The organism is Sphingobacterium tabacisoli (assembly GCF_017908035.1).
GTDB lineage: Bacteria > Bacteroidota > Bacteroidia > Sphingobacteriales > Sphingobacteriaceae > Sphingobacterium > Sphingobacterium tabacisoli.
Window position 1 is genome coordinate 1827844 of record NZ_JAEQMU010000001.1, and the last position, 19663, is coordinate 1847506.

Consider the following 19663-nt stretch of genomic DNA (forward strand, 5'->3'; position numbering starts at 1 on the left):
CGCCTAAAGGCCACAAACCTTTTCCAGATAATGCTTATCAATACCAAAATAAGCTTTAGTGCTTTGGAGTTTATTTAAGATTTCTTGCTTCTTTGATGACGAAATTTCTTTTTTCTCTGCAACGATCATCACATTTTTAGGAGTATGTGCATCAGAGATAAATTGCATTACCTTAGTCTGATAACCATAATACTCCAGGATTAATGCTCGTATACTATCGGTTAACATCTCGGCGTGTCTTTCTAAAAAAACACCATGCCTGATCATAAAATCAAGATCATTCTTTTTCTTTACCCGTTCAAGTTCCCTTCGCACTTGTTTATGACAGCAGGGAGCTACCACGATAAGCTTTGCATTGTGCTGTATTCCCTTAAATATCGCATCATCTGTCGCCGTATCACACGCGTGTAGAGCAATTAAAATATCTAGTTCATCGTTAGACGCATAAGCATCAATGGTTCCCTGTGAAAAATGCAACGAGTCGAACCCTGTATACTTAGCAATTCCATTACATAATTCAACCAAATCCTGTCTATACTCGATACCTTCAACGCTACTTTTTTTCTTTAATTCATTCGTTAAGTAATCGTATAATGCAAAGGTCAAGTATCCCTTACCCGCTCCCATATCCACTACCTTTAGTACATGATCGGACGGTAGCGTATTTAAAGACGAACTAAGAAGCTCAATATAATGGTTAATCTGCTTCCATTTATCCTGAGCAGCTTTATACACTTGTCCCTTTTCATCAGTCAAACGTAGGGCATGAAGGTAACCCTTGGTAGACTCACCTATTTTTCGTTGCTTTTGTACATCATGATTTCGCTCTTCTGGTTTCTTAGCTGTTGGCTTCTCCTTCCGTTCCGCCCATACACCTTTCTTATTTTGTTGGCAAATGAAGTTAGCCTCTTCAGTGAATAAAGTACCGATTTTAAACTGTCCTGTATTTAGAAAATCTGCTATGCATTGCACCCCTTCTTTGATAGCATAATTTTTGGTAATATCCCTCGTTTGATATCGAAAGGTAAACGACAGATTGATCTCTCGCTTTATTGATACCAACTTAACATAAACCTGTTTTAGCTCCTTTTCAGGACCATGATAATCTCCCAGTGACAGCTTTATAAAGTGGTCCTGTTCTATACTATTATTCAGCTTTTCGAAAAAAGAAGATAGTGCCATATTGCAAATAGTGATTTTAGGCCACAAAGATACAAAATCCATTATTGGTCCTTCTACTTAATATCCTACCTCTGTCAACATTTAGATCTTTAACAGAAATTTCACCCATGATATTCGTCAATTCAAAGCATTTTATTTAAGTTTGGAATAGACTCAGATTTACTATGCAGAACCCAGAAATCGAAGCCGTATTCTTTGACATTGACGGCACTTTACTAAGTTTCAAAACACACGAAGTATCTCCATCCACAGAAGAAGCCCTTGCACAGCTTCAGGCCAAAGGAATCAAAATCATACTGTCTACAGGACGATCTATCAATAGCATAGACCACGTCAGGTACTTAGATTTTGACGGCTATATTACTTTCAATGGAGGCTACTGTGTATCTAAAGAAGGCCATATTCTCTTCAAAAAATCTATTGATTCAAAGGATATCGAAAGTCTTCTAAAACATGCAAATGAAAAACCTTTAAGCTTTTCATTCATGTCGGAGAAGGAAGTAACCATACACGATGTCACTCCAGAAATTGCAGGTATGTACGCTCACCTTAACCTTCCTGTACCCCCGTTAGTAGATATGGATAATGTAAATACGGACGAAATACTACAGACCAATATTTTCCTAGGACCGGATGAAGAGGAACAGTTTATGCAAGAAATAATGCCCAACTCCATAGCTTCACGCTGGACTCCTCTATTTGCGGACGTGAATCCTAAAGGACAGAGTAAAAAAGTAGGTATAGATATTTTTTGTAAACATTACGGAATAGACATTACCAAGACCATGGCCTTTGGAGACGGAGGAAACGACATCACTATGCTTCAACATGTAGGCATAGGAGTCGCTATGGGAAATGCCAATCCAGAAGTAAAAGAAATAGCAGATTACATCACAGACGATGTTGATAGTGACGGTATTTGGAATGCTTTAAAGCATTTTAGTGTATTATAATTCCATAAAAAACTTTCATGATCCCTTCGGCTCACCAACAGACACTTTCAGAAAAAAAGGTAAAGTGAAAACTTTACCTTTTTTATTAAATAGCTTATTAGCTTCATTTCAGCAATTGATACAAAGCATGTATCCCGTAATCACTCAATTTCAATTCAGCATTAAAGCTATTGGATACTTCTCCTCCTTTTCCACTTATTTCTACTTTTTCAATTCTATCAAATTGAGATAACCAAGACAGATGTCTTCGAGCCGCCGCATTACGTGTATAAGATAAAAGAAAAGCATGATCTGTTGACACATAAGGAAATTCATTTTTTTCATTCGCATCGGTACTTAGTCCGATCTGTTTACCTTCTATCCGCTTATAGAATTTATAGAACATTTTCTCTGGAAGATAGCTTGCCAAATGGGGTGATGCGTTAAATGTAAATAAAATATTAGGCACCGCTTCCTCCCTTATTTCTTTTTTCTCTATCGGATTAAAATTCTCATCGTAATCGTATGCAATGATGCTATCCGTCTGTAGCACATCATCGGCCCGCCATTGTATATCCATATAACCACCATAGTAGTTTTTTAAGGTATCAACGGGGATATTATAGCGTTGCAATCGGCCTTCATACCGATCCAGAAAAGGTCGGATATCCGCTTGACAATATACATTTAACACATTAGACGGAGGCAACTCCCGTACGTTAGCCTGTAGTGGCAATCGTAAAATGTCATTAGACAAAGACCAATTTGCAGTTATCATTCCCTTTTTAAAGGACAGATTTGCGCCCGCATCATTTGCCTTTTGCTTCCATTCGATATCCGCAGTATTTTCAAAACTAAAGTCCGTTAGTGTTTTAATCGGCACCATTGCAGTAGTTCGCCCTTCCCAAATTTTCAACATTGCCTCTTTCTTTTCCTTCTTATCAAAGCTAAGAGCTACTAAGACATTTCTGGAATCACCAAGAAGTACTACTCTATTATCTTTTCCATTAATCCACCAAAAATCATCTTCTTTTTCTACCCCGGTGCTGTCGATACCGAGCTCGGTCTGCACAAAAGCCTGTAACTGTTCTTGATTCTCGACATTAAGCCATGCATACCAGGTCTCCTCCTCATCTTTCAACGCAAACATATACACGTTAGCTGGAATTGATATCCCTAGGTTACGGCTCGATTTACTATCACTTGTCGTATCGGCACTATCCCCACCAAAATAAGTCCCAGGATTTGAAACCGCGTTCCAAGCAATATCTGTTAGTATTTTATCTACCGCGACCTTAGTCACATATTCACTGTCTTGATGTACTAAGCCTCCCTTCGAACGAGACTCTCGTACCGCCAAGAATAGATAGAGGCCTATTGCGATTACCGCAATAAGCCCCACTACTATAAATACTATCTTTTTCAATAGCTTCATTATTCTTTTAGTTTCAATGACCAACGATCCAAAACATCAAACAAGAATGCTAATGCGTTACCTTTTCTATTCGGAAATTCCACAGCAATTTCTCCTGTCACTTTATTTCCTTTGACCCCTGTAGAAGTCATATAGAAATCACCGTACTGTTGTAATTCAGCAACGGTTTCCTCTATAGAACGCTCAACAGGAATATCTAACTCCTCCAATAAAACAGGTATACGTTTTGTATTGAACAATAAACTCAAATTATTTTTCTTAGCCATTGCTACATAAGGAGCATGTCCTTTTCCAGAGTAATGATTTGATTTTATCATCTCCATTTTAGCCATGTCATTACCAATAAATACCATCCCCTGCTTGATCAATAAATAAACAGTAATACCAGATCCCTTATTTTCCTTAACCTCGTAGATACCATCATGATCAACCAATTCATTCTCCTGTACACCGATCTGGATTATCTTTTCGAAAATACGTGTGTCATCCGAAGAAAACATCCATAAAAACTGAGGAATAGTCTCCGTTTTAGTTTTCTCTACTTCTGTATAGTTGTAATCGTCGTCGTACTCATAATCAGTATACGTTACATCTACCTTAGTCACGCCATTTAGTACGAACAGGTTATCTCCTTTTATAACCTTTGCAATCGCCTTTTGATCCAAAGCAATGTCAAACAACATCGCTCCCAAGCTAATCATGTTAGAATATCTCGGCATAAACGAACCATAATAACTTTCCATGATTTTCGGAAGGTTCTTTAAGTAGGCTTCCGTATTCACATTAAAAGAGAAAAAGCCCAACACATCTTTATCCAAAAAAGGATAGAACTTTGGATTTAGCTTCTTATTATAGATTTCCTTGTAGTAAGAAGCCATCTCTTTGTCCAATGTTGCAGATCCAACGAACTTCAGCTTATTGCCATCTACAACAATACTAGCATCGATTCCGTCAATACCATAGTCAAACTTGGGCTTCACGCCAAATAACTCGCTAAGTGCCTCCTCAGGATAAAGATACTTGTAATAAGAAAACACATCTGCAGCATGGATATGTGCGATTGTATTGGCACTCAACTTTGGTAATTTTTTAGCATCAAATGACTTATACCCACCGGCCAACATAAGTTCCATCTCCGCATTGACCCATTGTTTCACCAAGTCATTTTTAATCGAATCGTTATGTCTCGTAATACTATCATAGCGACTATAATAATCATCGGAATATTCGTCCTGTGCTAAAATAGAATCGACGATCGCATACTCGTCTTCATCTGTTGTATCTACCGGTGCAAGAATTGGCGGTGCTGCCAATTCATATTCTTCTTCTTCCTCACTGACCGCTGTGGCCGCACGCGCGGCATCCGCTGCAGCTGAGTCCGCGGCAGCGTCAAAATCATAGGCATCCCAAGTCGTCGCTGCCGAATCCACAACAGCTTCTGCATACTCTGCTTCATATGCATCGTACGCATTTGCGATCAAACCATAGCGATTGATAACATCCTCTTTTCTGAAATAATAGTCCATAGCTAGGCCACCTAACACATATACCGTATTCTCATCCCAGCTAAGACGTAGAGACCGATCAGCAGAATAGATTGTAGGAAGAGAATTAACAATCTCTACTTTCTTATGTTTTGGGATAATAGATTCAAACTGACTTTTGTTAGACAATGGGATCAGAGCGCCAATATACTGTACACTATCTGTACTACGCACATAAGCATAAGCTTTAGCTTTAAGGTCGACTCCCAGCTCTTCTATCTTTGAAGGTCTCAGTTTACTATCGCTGTTCATTTTATCAAAAAGCCCCAAGCGGGTCAATGTAAGGTTAAGATCAGCGATATTCAAATGGTCAAATACAGCTTTATTATTGAAAGATACGACCACTTTAGCGTCGTGGGGTACTTTTCGGATTAAATCTTGTGCATTTGATGTTAAAGTCATCAATATGCCCAATGCTAGTGCAGCAAATTTGTGTAGATACATATTTAAATTATAAAATTTTAAACTTTTTATTTTAACGATATTTGGTTTGACAAGCTAACATCCCCATTCACAAGGTCTAATACCCCAACCCGCATCATGACAGCTTTTTTATTATCCGATATTTTTCCAACTTTATTATCCTGTTTTAGGACATTATCCTGAAATCTATAGATACTAGTAAAATAAGCATCGGAAAATGATTTCTGGTTCTCTGGTTTCAACTTGGCTAATCCTTTCTTGGCTTCATCACTGTAGGTATAGCTTCGCGCAAAGACCTTTGCTTTTGCATCATACGAATAACTAGAATAACTCGATACTTTAGCTTTAAAATGTGTAGACAAAGTCTTCGTGAAAGCATTCAATGCCCCTACATTGGTAAAGTCACACGATAGAGTACCTATAAAATTATTGAAATCCAGACTATGCTGTACATTAGAAATTCCTGGTGTTTGTCTTAAAAGCTTCACAACGTCATTTACCTCCCTCTGTATCTCTGATTTTGAAGGCACTTTCACTCCATCAACTTTGTCAAGCTTCATTAAAGAAGCAACTTTCACCTTGCTCTTACTCAAATTGACAGTTGCTTTTATACTACCTGAACCATTTGATTTTAGATTTACATCTTCTACCACATCAAAACAACTTGTCAAACTAAGGGTAGTGATAAAAACAAGTAGACCAACAAACCATCGATGCATTTTCATGACTGGATTAACCATATATAATTTTCAAATTTCACAATGTCACAAAGGTAGCAAGTACCTTCAAAAAATAATGAATGCATAAGTACAAAAGCTATTCCAAATCATATTCTAGAGCAAAAAAAATACTATATTCACTGTTTTCCGGGATAACACAACTGCCACTAACGCTGCTATCTGACACCTTCTACTGTCAATCGCATAGTAAATATTACATAAAGTTAATTTGTTCCTAACCACATTCTTCTTAGCTTCGCATATTATAATTTAATGCTATGCGCACTTTCAAAACACTATCTTTAGTTATAGTAACTGCATGGACATTAGCCGGTTGTAGGACCACCTACGTCCCAAGAGTAAGCGAGCCGACTACATATTCCATAAACTCATCCTTGCCGGAAGACAGTACTATTATTCAATACTACACTCCTTTTAAAATACAGATGGATCAGGAAATGAATAGACAAATTGGTTATTCGACACATTTTCTAAATAAAAGTAGAGCTGATGCAGAAAGTCTTGCGGGCAACTTCTTCGCTGATGCACTACTTGCCATGGGCAAAAACATAGATCCTGATGCGCAGATGGCTATTGCCACCAAAGGGGGAATCCGCTCAGAAGTAAAACAAGGCCCCATCACCGTAGGTTCCATGTTCGAGCTTATGCCTTTTGAGAACACAGTCACTATACTGGAACTATCGGCCCAAGACATTACAGTCCTTGCCGATTTTATAGCCAAAACTGGAGGTCAACCTATAGCAGGCTTCACCTTAAAAATTAAGGAAGGCAAAGCCTCAGACATCCGTATTAATGGCAAAGAAATCGAACCCAAACAATCATACAAACTGGTTACCTATGATTACCTGGCCAATGGAGGAGATTATATAGAAGGAATCACCAGCCCCATCCACCGGACAAATAGCAGTTTGCGCGTTCGTGAGGGATTAATACAGTATGTAGAAAAAATAACTAAAGAAGGTAAGAACATAAACACCGAGCTAGATGGAAGAGTTACAGTCATTAAATAGAAGATTATTTCTAAAAAGAGCGGCCACTTTAGGTCTTTTAGCTTCTCTAGCCCCTTTCGATAGTTTTGCTAAAAGTTCGTCGAAATCAAAAGATGTTAAAATAACCATATTACATAGTAATGATGTACATAGTCGTATTGAACCATTTCCAATGGATGGTTCAAGGATGCAAGGGCTAGGAGGTGTGGCACGCCGAAGTACATTAATTCAAAAAATAAGATCAGAAGAAAAAAATGTCTTGTTGTTTGATGCTGGAGATATGTTCCAGGGTACCCCTTATTTCAATTTATTCGATGGACAAGTTGAACTAGAGTTGATGTCAAAACTGAAATATGATGCAGGGACATTCGGCAACCATGAGTTTGATAATGGCCTCCAAGGTATTTTAAAACACTTTGATAAAGCTAATTTCCCCTTTATCACCTCCAATTATGATTTTTCCGAAACTATTCTTGCAGGAAAGACCAAAGAATATCTCTTATTTGAGAGAGATGGCGTAAAAATCGGTGTATTCGCACTTGGAGTCAATGTAGAAGGACTGGTTGATCCCAATGGTTATAAAGGCATGAAATATCTTGACCCTATGGAAGTAACCAATCGCATTGTTCCTAAGTTAAAAAAAGATCTTAAGTGCGATCTGGTAATATGTCTTTCCCACATGGGCTATTCGTACAAAGAAGATACCATCTCTGATTTAAAACTTGCAGCCAATAGCAGGGATATCGATTTAATCATAGGTGGACATACCCATACATTCTTAGAAAAGCCTACAGAGGTTAAGAATCTCGATGGCAAAATCACATTGGTAAATCAAGTTGGTTTTGGAGGGGCAAGCTTTGGACGAATTGATTTTATCCTCAACTCTAAGACAAAACGCAAACAGATATTACTAAGCAGTAATTACACAATTGACAAAAGTTTAGAACAATCACTTGCCTAGATTTTCATAACAACATTGAAAGCCCTCGTACGTCTCTATATAAACTCTTATAAAGGATTATCTCCTGCGGCCTGGCTACTAGCCTTGGTAATGCTCATCAACCGTACCGGTTCTATGGTTATTCCATTTTTAGGGATATACATGTCGTCAGAACTCAATTTTTCCAAAACGCAGATTGGTTTGGTGTTGGGCTGTTTTGGGCTCGGCTCAGTAGCGGGTTCTTGGCTTGGAGGCTGGCTTACAGATAGATTTGGCAACTTCAAGGTACAGACCTGGAGTCTTATTCTTGTGATTCCGCTGTTTCTCATACTTCCTCTTTTTCGGACCTTTGAGACTTTAGCAATAATGATTTTTATACTGACACTTGTAGCAGACACTTTCAGGCCTGCCAACTCCGTGTCAGTAGCGCGATACGCTAAACCTGAGAACATCACGCGGGCCTACTCTTTAAACCGTATGGCTGTCAATCTAGGTTTTTCCATAGGCCCTGCCTTAGGTGGTTTCTTGGCAACTTTTTCCTATAACTGGATTTTCTACGGCAACGCTATTGCCGCCAGTATTGCGGCCGTCGTCTTTATTTACTTTTTCAGGAACAAAAAAGGAAATAGCAAATACAGTCACCCTCAGCCCCAAGAAGTTCCAATAAACAGCAATTTACCAGAGAAAAACGCCTACCGAGATGGTTTATTTATAGGATTCAATATTTTCTGTTTTCTCTTCTCTATGGCATTTTTTCAGTTGATAACTACTTTACCTCTATTCTACAGGGATGTTCATCATCTCGATGCCAGTCAGATAGGTCTACTCCTCGGCTTCAGTGGCTTTGTTATCGTTCTATTCGAAATGGTTTTGATACACCTTATCGAGAACCGTATGACGGTCAGACAGATTATGCTGATCGGTACAGCTATTGCGGCCGGCTCTTACTATATGCTCAACTTTGATTTTGGAATGATATGGCTCTTTCTGGCCATGTTGGTACTCTCTACCGGCGAGATGTTAACACTTCCTTATACCGCCACTATTTCTATACAACGGGCCGGAAAAAACAATCAGGGTGCATATATGGGTTTTAATTCCCTGGCATTTGCTGCAGCCAATATTTTTTCTCCCTACCTAGGCACTTATGTAGCCGAACATTTCGGGTACCAAGTACTATGGACAACCACAGGAACAGTTTTATTGGTAGTGAGTGTTGCTTTTTACTGGATAATATCAAAGATGAAGGAAAATTAACCTACATTACGTTCATAAGGTACACGTGTCAAGATAGATCTTCCTAAGGTAATCTCGTCTACATACTCCAACTCTCCACCAAATGCAATACCGCGAGCAATTGTGCTCACCTGCACATCAAACTCGCGAAGCTTGCGACACAGATAGAATATCGTCGTATCTCCTTCCATAGTCGCACTGAGGGCCAATATAATCTCTTTAACCTCTCCTTTTCGCAATCGTTCTAGTAGACCTTCTATTTTCAAATCAGACGGTCCTATGCCATCCATAGGCGATATTAATCCACCAAGGACATGATATACTCCCTGATACTGATTCGTGTTCTCAATAGCCATGACATCTCGCGTATCCTCGACCACACATATCGTGGATTTATCGCGCTTTATCGATTGACAGATTTCACAGGTTGAATCATCCGATATGTTATAGCACACCTGACAATAGCGAATCTTCTCTTTGAGCTGTTCGATCGACTGCGTAAAGCGACTTACCTCCTGATTAGGTTGTTTCAAGAGGTGCAACACTAACCGCAAAGCAGTCTTGTTACCAATTCCTGGCAAACGTCCAAACTCTTCGACGGCGTTTTGCAATAATTTGGAGGAGAAGTTCATTTGGCAAAAATAAAAAGTAATTTTCTATTTTCAGCATTAACCGATTCTTTTCAATTCTGGTATTGCATACTCTTTTCTGTTTGATTATATTGTGGCATATTGTTCACGATATCTACGTATATATGACAGGAGAGACTAGAATTAGAAATTCATTTGCCAATAAGACTTGGCAGGAAATAAAAGTTAAGGACTCATGGCAGATTTTCAAAATCATGTCCGAGTTTGTAGATGGTTTTGAGAAGTTGGCTAAAATCGGACCTTGTGTATCTATTTTTGGTTCAGCACGCACACCAGAGACACACCATTATTATGAGATGGCAGTAGAGATTGCCAAGCTTTTAGCAGAGAAAGGTTACGGTGTCATTTCAGGTGGTGGCCCTGGTATTATGGAAGCAGCCAATAAAGGTGCTTATCTTGCAGGTGGTAAATCTGTAGGTTTGAATATTGAACTTCCTTTCGAACAATTCCATAACAAATACATCGACAGGGACAAGATCATGGAGTTCAACTACTTCTTTGTCCGCAAGGTAATGTTTATGAAATATTCGCAAGGATATATTGTCATGCCCGGAGGTTTTGGTACTATGGACGAACTATTTGAAGCTATAACACTAATCCAGACTGGCAAAATCGCTCGCTTCCCAATTATTTTAGTGGGTTCGGATTATTGGGGCGGATTATTGGAATGGGTAGAGAAAACCATGCTTAGCAATGCTTACATTGCCTCAGAAGACCTCAAGTTATTCCGCTTGGTAGACTCCGCAGAAGAAGCCGTAGAACATATCTTCCGCTTCTATGATAAATATTTATTGAAACCGAATTTTTAATAAAAAATTCTGCAAAAAGAAAACCCCCTTAGCTAAATTGGTTAAGGGGGTTTATAAATACTACTATTTTCAAATACTAGAAAGCGTAGCGCAATCCCAACGTTGCTGTCCAAGTTGTACCTTTTGTACTTGCTGGACGGAATGGAGTATTAACCAAGTAAGGTGCCCCATTATCAATATTCGCATCCGTATTGTTCATCATACGAAAAGTAGGTACGTTCTGATTATCAATACTACGCGTAGTCAAAATATTCCTTCCCGCACTTAATATATTTGTTTGAACTCCCCAACTTGAATTTAGCAAGTTTGCAAAGTTGACAATATCCACTGTCATTTGTAATTTATCACCTTTCATTCCAATATTACGAAACAGATCTTGTGTCCACCGTACATCAAACCTATTCAACCAAGGCATTAAGAACTCATTTCTTGGTAAATATTTGCCACGATAACTTTCTAAGTTATTTTCGGCAATGAAAGCTTCTAGCGCTTTTTCTTGATCACCTACAGTGAATTTTTTACTTACAGTTTGTCCTGCTGGATTTTTGTAACTTACAGTGTACTCTTCAAACCTCAAATCAGAAGCCTTATTAGGTAAGTACATTAAATCAACAGCTAAACCATCACCATTAAGGTCATTTTGGTAGTAATAAGAGTAACGGCCTTGATGAGATCCGTCATAATATATCCCCAATGTAGTATTCTTGATAGTATAACTAATATTAGCGACAACACGATGTGGAATAGCAAAATTAGAAGTATGCAACATCATGTCGTTAGGCGAATTGATTACCGGAGAAGCTCCCCAGGCTGATGCAGCACTGGATCCACTATTTGCCGAAACATCTTTTGCTTTAGAGTAAGTATAGAACACCGAACCAGACAAGCCGTTCCATCTAGATACTGAAGCTCCGAAAGTAGCAGATAAGGCGTATCCTTTAACACTTGTGTTCGTTAAGACAGTAGCACTATTCGCTCCAATTTTATCATTATATCTATAATCGCCCAAATTAGTGTAAAGCTCACGATTATCGCCTGCATTACTTAAGAAATTCTTAGAAGATTTACGATTTGCACCAAACTGCATTACAGCATAAACATCCTTAGTATACAATAGGTCGGTTATTAATGTAACTGGGGTATTTGGTATTTGATAATCTACCCCCAAGCTTGATCTCCATACCATCGGCATTCTAAAATTATCATCCACTAAGGCAAAAGTAGCAGGAGCTCCTTCGTTTGGTGTTTTTATAAACACATTCTCACCTCCGGCAGGAACATTATTAACATAATAGTAAGGATCATTTGGTTGAAATCTAATTCCTCCAATCCAATCTTTGACAGCATTATACCCGTCTGGTTCTATTGTGTTTTGTAGAACTCCAGAAGCTGTTGGCATATTTGTCAACCACACAAATGGGATACGGCCTGTGAAAATTCCCGTCCCCCCTCGAAGAGTCAGACTACGATCTCCAAATACATCATAATTAAATCCTAAACGAGGAGATAACATAATACGAGATTTAGGCCAAGTACTAGAAGAATAATGTTTAGGATTCCCATTAATATCTAGAAGTTCTAGAGCATCTATAGATTTATTCCCAGCCAGTTTATTAATATAAATTGGCAGTTCTGCCCGTAAACCAAAAGTCAAATCTAACTGATCATTTACTGAAAAATGATCTTGGGCATACAAAGAAGCTAAACCAAAATTAATTCTAGAATATGTATCCTGACCTTCATAAGGATAAGTAATACCATACATAATAGGCGCTACTTCCTGAGGGGTCCCTGTTTTTAAGAAATCTGCTACAGAAGCATAACGATAGTACCCAGTCCCCATACGGGTATAAGAATTACCAAATTTTTGAATTTCAAAAGCAGCTCCAGCAGTAATATTATGCTTACCGAAATTCATATTCAAATTATTGGTAAAAGAGTAATTATCATTCACTACGTCATTTTTGTAGGAGAAAAGCTCTGTACCAAAACTCATATAGTTAGCAGTTCCAACTGCAGGATTTGATCCAACGTTACCATCCCAAATATCGACAAAAGGGAACAATTGGTCCGAAGGTGTTTTCCGGCGCTCTTGAATCTTTGAATAAGTGAATAAGAACTTATTAGAAAAGATTGAATTAAAGGATGAATTTAACTCTGTAGTAAAGGATCGAACAATATTCTCAAAACTATAATGTGCATTCTGAAAAGCCATTGAATTTTCCGAAATCCTATATGATGTCGAACGAGGTCTAGGTCCAGAGTCATTATTTGTAATCTGATTAGATTCTCCACGTAATACGTTATAACGGAATGCTAATTTATGCTTGTCGTTAATATTATAATCAATACGTGCTAAGAACTTGTTACCATATTGTTCAGCAGTATTTGCAAATCCCTGATATGCACCTGGATCATACCCCCAAACTGTCTTAAGATGGTTTTGAACAGCTATTAAGTCATCCTCTTTTACACGTGAAATATTCTGAGCTATATTTGCCGTTCCATCTTTTGAAGCCTTCCATAAATTGGCTCCAGAAGCATTAGCTCCCGTAGCTGCCTCACGTTCGGCAGATAAAAAGAAGAATAATTTATCTTTTATAATAGGCCCCCCAACTGTAACACCAAAATTCTTTTTTGCTCCCAAAACAAAATCAGGACCTTTTTCACCATTGATTTTATAACCGTTGAGATTCTCGTTAGTAAAATAACCATAGGCTGTTCCATGAAACGTATTTGTACCAGATTTGGTTACGGCATTTATTCCGGCTCCTGTAAATCCAGATTGTGTTATATCAAATGGTGCTATGTTAACAGAAATTTCTTCGATTGCATCCAAAGAAATAGGTTGGGAACGTCCTCCAGGAAGTGGATTATTTGTATCCGTTCCAAATCCGTTATTAAAGTTAGCACCATCAATCTGTAGATTATTATAACGTGCATCTCTACCAGCAAATGATGTTCCATTTGCCTGAGGGGTAAGACGAGTAAACTCTGTAATACTACGAGAAGTTTGAGGTAATTCCTGAATCTGGCGTTGTCCAACACGTGTTGAAGCTCCAGACTTTAGCACTGATGCCCCTCTTGTGCCTGTCACAGTGACTTCGTCTAAAGCTTTGGCAGTGTCACCAAATATTGGATTTAACACAAAAGCTTGTCCCAATTGAAGATATACATCTTCGTAAACAATTGGGCTTTGCCCAACATAAGTCACCTCTACACGGTAAGGTCCCCCCACACGCATATTGGCTAAATTAAACCGACCAGTTGAATTAGCAGAACCAGAATAGGCTGTTCCTGATGGCAAGTGGATTGCTTTAATTGTAGCTCCAACTGTAACATGTCCGGAGGACTCCGTTACAACTCCATTCATGCTACTCGTAGTAACCTGTGCGTGAATGGTACCATAACTGGCCAAAACCAAAGCGAAAAAAAGTAAAGATTTTTTCATATTTATTTTTAAGATAGTTAAATCGACAACAAAACTAACAAGAGTGTTATCAAAAAGACACACTTAACATAAATTTAATATACAGTAAATCAACATGTAACACAAAACCTAAGGTTCATATTTCAACAAAAATTACACTTATTTCAAAACATCTTAGAAATAAGGACAGCTTGTTAAAAACTTAATTTGATTTGATGTCAAAAATTATATTTTTAACAAAAATTAACATTTACAAAATCATCAAATTATTTCAAGCACCGAACGATCGAACGTAACAATGTTAGTTTTTTAAAACAATTTCCTAACTAACATTTTTCCGTTCTAAACAACAAAATGGCTGAAAATAATAAATACTTAAAAAACATGTATTTTACTTCAAAACAATGCTTTATCGGAACATAAAAAAACCTACCTTTGCGCCAAATTTATAGTTAATCTAATAATGCAAAAAAAATCCACCCTCTTGTATGCGACCTTAGCATGCATGCTTACTGGTAATATTGCTTTAGCCCAACAAGTAATAACCGGTAAAATCACGGACGGGAAACACCCTATCGCCGGAGCAACAATTCTAGTTTCTGGAAGTAAAATTGGAACATCATCAGATGCCAATGGTAATTTTACGCTAAAAACAGAACACAACACAGGACAACTAGAAATCAAGTACATTGGTCATGCGTCACAGTCCCTTACTTTTTCAGAAAAAAGTACTATCGGAACGATTATTTTAGTTCCTACAGCAGACCAATCCCTTGACGAAATCGTTATTGTCGGAAAGGGCGTGATTGATATTGCAGAGGGTAGACAGACACCCATTGCGGTATCTACTATCCGCCGTGACGAAATTGAAGAAAAAGTAGGTGCTCAGGATATTACAGCTGCATTAGCAAATACACCTTCTGTTTATATCACCAGTCAGGCACGTGGCTTTGGAGAATCGTCAATGACAACCCGTGGATTTGATCAATCCAACACCGCATTCTTACTAAATGGCCAACCGATCAATGGTATGGACAACGGCCGGGTGTTTTGGTCTAACTGGAATGGCTTGACCGATATTGCATCTGTTATTCAGATTCAACGCGGTTTAGGTTCCTCCAAATTAGCTATCTCTTCTGTAGGTGGTACTACAAACTTCGTTACAAAGTCTACGGACATGAAAGAGGGTGGTTTCTTCAGTCGCTCTGTTGCCAACGATATGTACCGTAAATCTACTTTAGCATATAATACAGGTTTATTAAAAAGCGGTTTTGCGGTATCAGCTATGATCACAGACTGGCGTGGAGATGGTTATATGGACAGAACTGGAGGTGCTGGTCAAAACTACTTTTTGTCTGTTGGTTACAAAGTCAACGAAAAGCATAACCTAAACTTGATGGTGACAGGTGCACCACAATGGCACAATCAAGGTTTTACTTCAAGATTAAGTAACTTCTTAGAGAAGGGTCGTAAATACAACGACAACATAGAAACAATCAATGGTGTAGAAATGAATCCCCGGAAAAACTACTACCACAAACCAGTGGCTAACTTGAACTGGGATTGGCAGATTTCAGACAAAGCCTCTTTATCTACTGTAGTATACGCTTCTATGGCGCGTGGTGGTGGACAGAGTTATCAAAAACCAAGCAAAACGCTTTTAAATCCCATATTATTAGCCGATGTTAACAACCACCAATGGTTTGGTATAGTTTCCAACTACAACCGTCAGCTGAATGAAAACTGGAATTTCAATCTTGGTTTTGATCTAAGAGATTATAAAGGCGAACACTACAGACAGGCAACAGATCTATTAGGAGCTACAAGTATCGGTCACCAAGGCAATGTAAATTTCCCAGGGGTCACCAATATCACAACAACCTATACAACCAACCCGTGGAAGACGTGGGGAGACCGTCCTAAAAATTCAGAAGAAAGAATAGGCTGGGATTACGATCAATCCGTACGTTATGCTGGCGGTTTCGGACAGATCGAGTATGCAAAAAATGGCTTCACTGCATTCTTCCAAGGCTCTGCATCTTATCAACAAAACGTACGTGAGGATTATTTCCAATACAAACCGGGGGATCAAAAATCGAAAAACGTTAACAACTTTGGCTATAATGCTAAGGGAGGTCTAAGCTACACGGTAGAAAACCATACTTTATTCGGTAATGCTGGTATCTACTCTAGACAGCCTTACCAGAATAACATTTTTATGAACAATAGAAATGACGTCAATGAGAATGCTAAGAATGAAGAAATCATTGGTTTAGAACTTGGGTATAAATTTGCATCAGAATATTTTGATCTGAACCTTAATGCTTACCGTACAACATGGGACAACCGTGTTACAGGAAGCTCTAGCCGTGCTACAGCAGATGACGTTAAAAAATACAACCCTAATAATGATCCGTCTCTTCTTGCAGTAAATGATTTCCTATATTTCTCAAACTATGGTGTTAAACAAGTACACCAAGGTTTGGAACTGGATTTTGTAGTGCGCCCATTCAAAGGCTTTAGATTAAAAGGTTTCGGCTCATTAGGTGACTGGAAATACGATGGAAATGCTACGACAATCGTTCGTAATGAATCTCGCGTTGACTTGGCAATAACCAACCGCGACCTTACTAACGTACATGTAGGTGATGCTGCACAAACTTCCTTTGGTGCTGGAGCAAAATACTCTTTACCGATAGGACTATCTTTCGATGCTGATTATAGACGTTATGAAAGACTATATGGTAGCCTTCCTAAAGTCGGTCCTACATTACATTTACCAAACTACGAATTAGTAGATGCAGGTATCTCTTACAAACTACAATTGAGCCACAAGAACACATTAAGTCTAAGAGCAAATGTAAACAACCTATTCAACACGTTGTATATTACAGATGCTACTTCAAATACAGAAGCTACTGCTAGTACAGACAATTGGAAAGGTATAAACACATCCAACTTTGTATTGATGGGATGGGGACGTACTTGGAATGGATCAATTAAAATGACTTTTTAATCATTTTATTATTATATCATAAAAAAGGGCTGTCACGAGTATTACGAGACAGCCCTTTTTTATACAGCAAAAAACTATTACTTCACATTTCTTAAACCAAAACAGGTTCAACTTGATACCAACTAGGGTACATTTTATTATATAATAAGGATTTCATACGGACTTTATTCGGAGATAACAGGGACTTCATTCGGACCAAAGCGAATAAAACCCCTGTTATTTCCCTTGTGTATTCCGATTTATTACTTGTCAAATAATAACGTAGTAATAACATGTCTCCTAGCTATTAGTATTAGCTAATTAATCTTAAAATAATACATGAAGAGTAGAAAATAGACCAATGGGCTCTGCTCGTGAAAAGCTCAGACCTTTAAATGATGCTAGATATTAAAATCAACGTAAGAAATAAAAGCAAAACGGCCTCTAGTGGAACCCAAGGCTTAATGTATTTAAAACGGGTTTTCTTTGAAGTAGACTTTATCGTTCATTTGAACTTTAGCACAACGAAATAGTCTCCCCCTTTTCTATTTTATGAAATATTGCTAAATGAATCCACATAATCGATAGAAATTATACGTTCGTTCATCATTCGCACCCGTTGTCTCCGACTCGATATCTCGTATACTACCATAAGCTTATCCCCCTTCTTCTCGATCCCTTTCCGCAACGAGTTAATACCGCTTTCTTTTAGAAAAGTCTCGAACTCATACAGCCTGGATGCTTTGTTATCTATAAACGTAACATAAATCGTTCTTGAGAAATAAATATTAGACAACACCGTTTCCATCTTCTGAAATAATGAAAGCACCACGACCATCAATATTGCCAGAGAAATACCGAGCATAAACTGTCCAAATCCAACCAACATCCCCACTGCTGCCATAGTCCATATTACAGCCGCAGTAGTCAAGCCCTGAACAGAGAACTTACCGCGAAATATCACTCCCGCCCCCAAGAAACCAATCCCAGTAACAATGTTTGCCGCAATCCGATCGTCAGCCATATTCCCTAGACGCGAAGCCATCGTAAATATAGTAGCCCCCAAACAAATCAAAATAACAGTGCGAAACCCCGCAGACTTATTACGGTATTCACGCTCCATCCCCACGATAGAACCGCATAGCAAGGATACTACAATTGTTTGAAAGTTCTCATTAGAGAATAAATCACCTATCATAAGGATACAATAAAATTAAAACTACATCGACAACTCCACAGTAATTATCTAGTAGCAAATATAAACCCAAAATGACTAATTTGAATACTTCTCCTATCCATTTTATTTTTCCTGTTATTATTGTGACTTCTCCCAGTAAATCATACATTTATGACAGCTTATGTTACCATACCTTATGTGCCTTATGAAAAAAAACAGAATCCAATACCAGTCCTTCTGTGTTGCAATTGTGTCCCTATCTACACTACTGGCTTCCTGTGCTTCCTACAATAACTCTGCTTTCTCCTCACAATTGAGACATAGCAACTGTAATCAACAAAATGTATACAGCTATAAAGAAAGCGAGCTTCCGCCTCCACTGCACCAACTCTCTATCGACAGTCTATTACAGAATAAGATATCAAAAAAAAGCCTCAATATCGCCAATGCCATAGGCATCCTAGATCCATTGACTCGCTACGCAAGGGCTAAAGAAGACATCAGCTCTGCTTCTGTAGAGCATAAATTGGACATGGTCAGTTTGAGATTGGATATCTTTCAGAAGATAAATAATGCCTCTTTGATTGTATCCGCTGTTTCTTCAGAAATGGATTGTGAAGAAGAACGTACAAGCCAAATAGCCAATTTTTTAGAAGGAAAGCAAAGTAATCTAGAATCGAAGTTAACAATTAGCGCCATTGTAATCGGTGCTGCTGGTGCCATAGCCACAGGAGGCACCATCAATAACCAAAAGGTAAGTAACAGTATTGGTATTGGAACAGGTGTTGCGGAGGCTACTTTAGGTCTCTTGATGCTATTCAACAAACGTAAAATCGAATTTTACCACGAACGCAACGCATTAGAAGACGTATGGCTAGGGAGTACCACTTCTTCAAACTTCCCGCCTTTCATATGGTACTACCTCAATTATGCAGACCCTAACGATTCAGCAGGCAAATCTGTCCGATTACAAATCATTGAAAAATGGAAAAACTTTGGACAAATCGATGAAGATGATGACGAACAGGTACTGGATAAGCTCTACTTTGGAAAAGGAGGCAAATACAACGCAGACCAGCTAAACAATCGTGCCGACATGTATGACCAGCTAGAGTCCCACATCAACCTCTTAAAACAAGAACTGATGGCACTTTCCTTAGAGATAGAACGACTATAGTTAC

The 19663-nt window shown here is 38.4% G+C and carries 14 protein-coding genes; 7 read left to right on the top strand and 7 right to left on the bottom strand.

The features are described from left to right. Positions 1-3: 3 nt before the first annotated feature. Positions 4-1182: a class I SAM-dependent methyltransferase gene (locus JKG64_RS07740; RefSeq protein ID WP_210353729.1), complete on the bottom strand. Its 1179-nt coding sequence runs from the start codon at positions 1180-1182 to the stop codon at positions 4-6. A 164-nt stretch (positions 1183-1346) separates the two neighbouring features. Between JKG64_RS07740 and JKG64_RS07745 the strand changes: the two genes are divergently transcribed. Beyond that, positions 1347-2135 (top strand): Cof-type HAD-IIB family hydrolase, encoded by a 789-nt coding sequence (locus JKG64_RS07745; RefSeq protein ID WP_210353730.1) that lies wholly within the window; start codon positions 1347-1349, stop codon positions 2133-2135. A gap of 103 nt (positions 2136-2238) precedes the next feature. On the opposite strand, the gene JKG64_RS07750 is transcribed toward JKG64_RS07745, so the two are convergent. The 3 genes from JKG64_RS07750 to JKG64_RS07760 are packed head-to-tail and all read right to left on the bottom strand — an operon-like array spanning position 2239 to position 6241. Then, the gene (locus JKG64_RS07750; RefSeq protein WP_210353731.1) at positions 2239-3549 is read right to left on the bottom strand and encodes a hypothetical protein; all 1311 of its coding nucleotides are present in this window, start codon (positions 3547-3549) and stop codon (positions 2239-2241) included. Beyond that, positions 3549-5537, bottom strand: a complete 1989-nt coding sequence (locus JKG64_RS07755; protein ID WP_210353732.1) for a hypothetical protein — start codon at positions 5535-5537, stop codon at positions 3549-3551. Before JKG64_RS07755 ends, JKG64_RS07750 begins: the two co-directional genes overlap by 1 nt. Positions 5538-5563: 26 nt before the next feature. Next, positions 5564-6241 (bottom strand): hypothetical protein, encoded by a 678-nt coding sequence (locus tag JKG64_RS07760; RefSeq protein WP_246512497.1) that lies wholly within the window; start codon positions 6239-6241, stop codon positions 5564-5566. Positions 6242-6513: 272 nt separating this feature from the next. On the opposite strand from JKG64_RS07760, the gene JKG64_RS07765 reads away from it, so the two are divergent. Genes JKG64_RS07765 through JKG64_RS07775 form a run of 3 tightly spaced genes read left to right on the top strand, consistent with a single transcriptional unit; the run spans position 6514 to position 9442 of the window. Further along, entirely contained in the window at positions 6514-7266 is a 753-nt protein-coding gene (locus JKG64_RS07765) for a 5'-nucleotidase C-terminal domain-containing protein (protein WP_246512498.1), read from the top strand. Further along, on the top strand, positions 7241-8206 hold the full coding sequence (locus tag JKG64_RS07770; protein ID WP_210353733.1) for a bifunctional metallophosphatase/5'-nucleotidase: 966 nt from the start codon (positions 7241-7243) through the stop codon (positions 8204-8206). The genes JKG64_RS07765 and JKG64_RS07770 overlap by 26 nt, the downstream gene beginning before the upstream one ends. A 15-nt stretch (positions 8207-8221) precedes the next feature. Continuing rightward, the gene (locus JKG64_RS07775; protein ID WP_210353734.1) at positions 8222-9442 is read left to right on the top strand and encodes an MDR family MFS transporter; all 1221 of its coding nucleotides are present in this window, start codon (positions 8222-8224) and stop codon (positions 9440-9442) included. Here JKG64_RS07775 and recR read toward each other — a convergent pair. Continuing rightward, positions 9439-10053 carry a recombination mediator RecR gene (recR, locus tag JKG64_RS07780; protein ID WP_210353735.1) on the bottom strand — a complete coding sequence of 205 codons (615 nt, stop codon included), beginning with the start codon at positions 10051-10053 and terminating at the stop codon, positions 9439-9441. The two genes, JKG64_RS07775 and recR, sit on opposite strands and share 4 nt — an antisense overlap. Before the next feature lie 122 nt (positions 10054-10175). On the opposite strand from recR, the gene JKG64_RS07785 reads away from it, so the two are divergent. Further along, positions 10176-10880 carry an LOG family protein gene (locus JKG64_RS07785; protein WP_210353736.1) on the top strand — a complete coding sequence of 235 codons (705 nt, stop codon included), beginning with the start codon at positions 10176-10178 and terminating at the stop codon, positions 10878-10880. A 76-nt stretch (positions 10881-10956) separates the two neighbouring features. On the opposite strand, the gene JKG64_RS07790 is transcribed toward JKG64_RS07785, so the two are convergent. Next, positions 10957-14331, bottom strand: coding sequence for a TonB-dependent receptor (locus JKG64_RS07790; protein WP_210353737.1), 3375 nt, complete (start codon positions 14329-14331; stop codon positions 10957-10959). A gap of 442 nt (positions 14332-14773) precedes the next feature. Between JKG64_RS07790 and JKG64_RS07795 the strand changes: the two genes are divergently transcribed. Continuing rightward, the gene (locus tag JKG64_RS07795) at positions 14774-17326 is read left to right on the top strand and encodes a TonB-dependent receptor (RefSeq protein WP_210353738.1); all 2553 of its coding nucleotides are present in this window, start codon (positions 14774-14776) and stop codon (positions 17324-17326) included. A gap of 529 nt (positions 17327-17855) precedes the next feature. Here JKG64_RS07795 and JKG64_RS07800 read toward each other — a convergent pair. Beyond that, the gene (locus JKG64_RS07800; protein WP_133585023.1) at positions 17856-18503 is read right to left on the bottom strand and encodes an MgtC/SapB family protein; all 648 of its coding nucleotides are present in this window, start codon (positions 18501-18503) and stop codon (positions 17856-17858) included. 184 nt (positions 18504-18687) lie between these two features. Between JKG64_RS07800 and JKG64_RS07805 the strand changes: the two genes are divergently transcribed. Then, complete coding sequence (locus tag JKG64_RS07805; RefSeq protein WP_210353739.1) at positions 18688-19659, top strand: hypothetical protein; 972 nt, start codon at positions 18688-18690, stop codon at positions 19657-19659. Positions 19660-19663 lie beyond the last annotated feature (4 nt).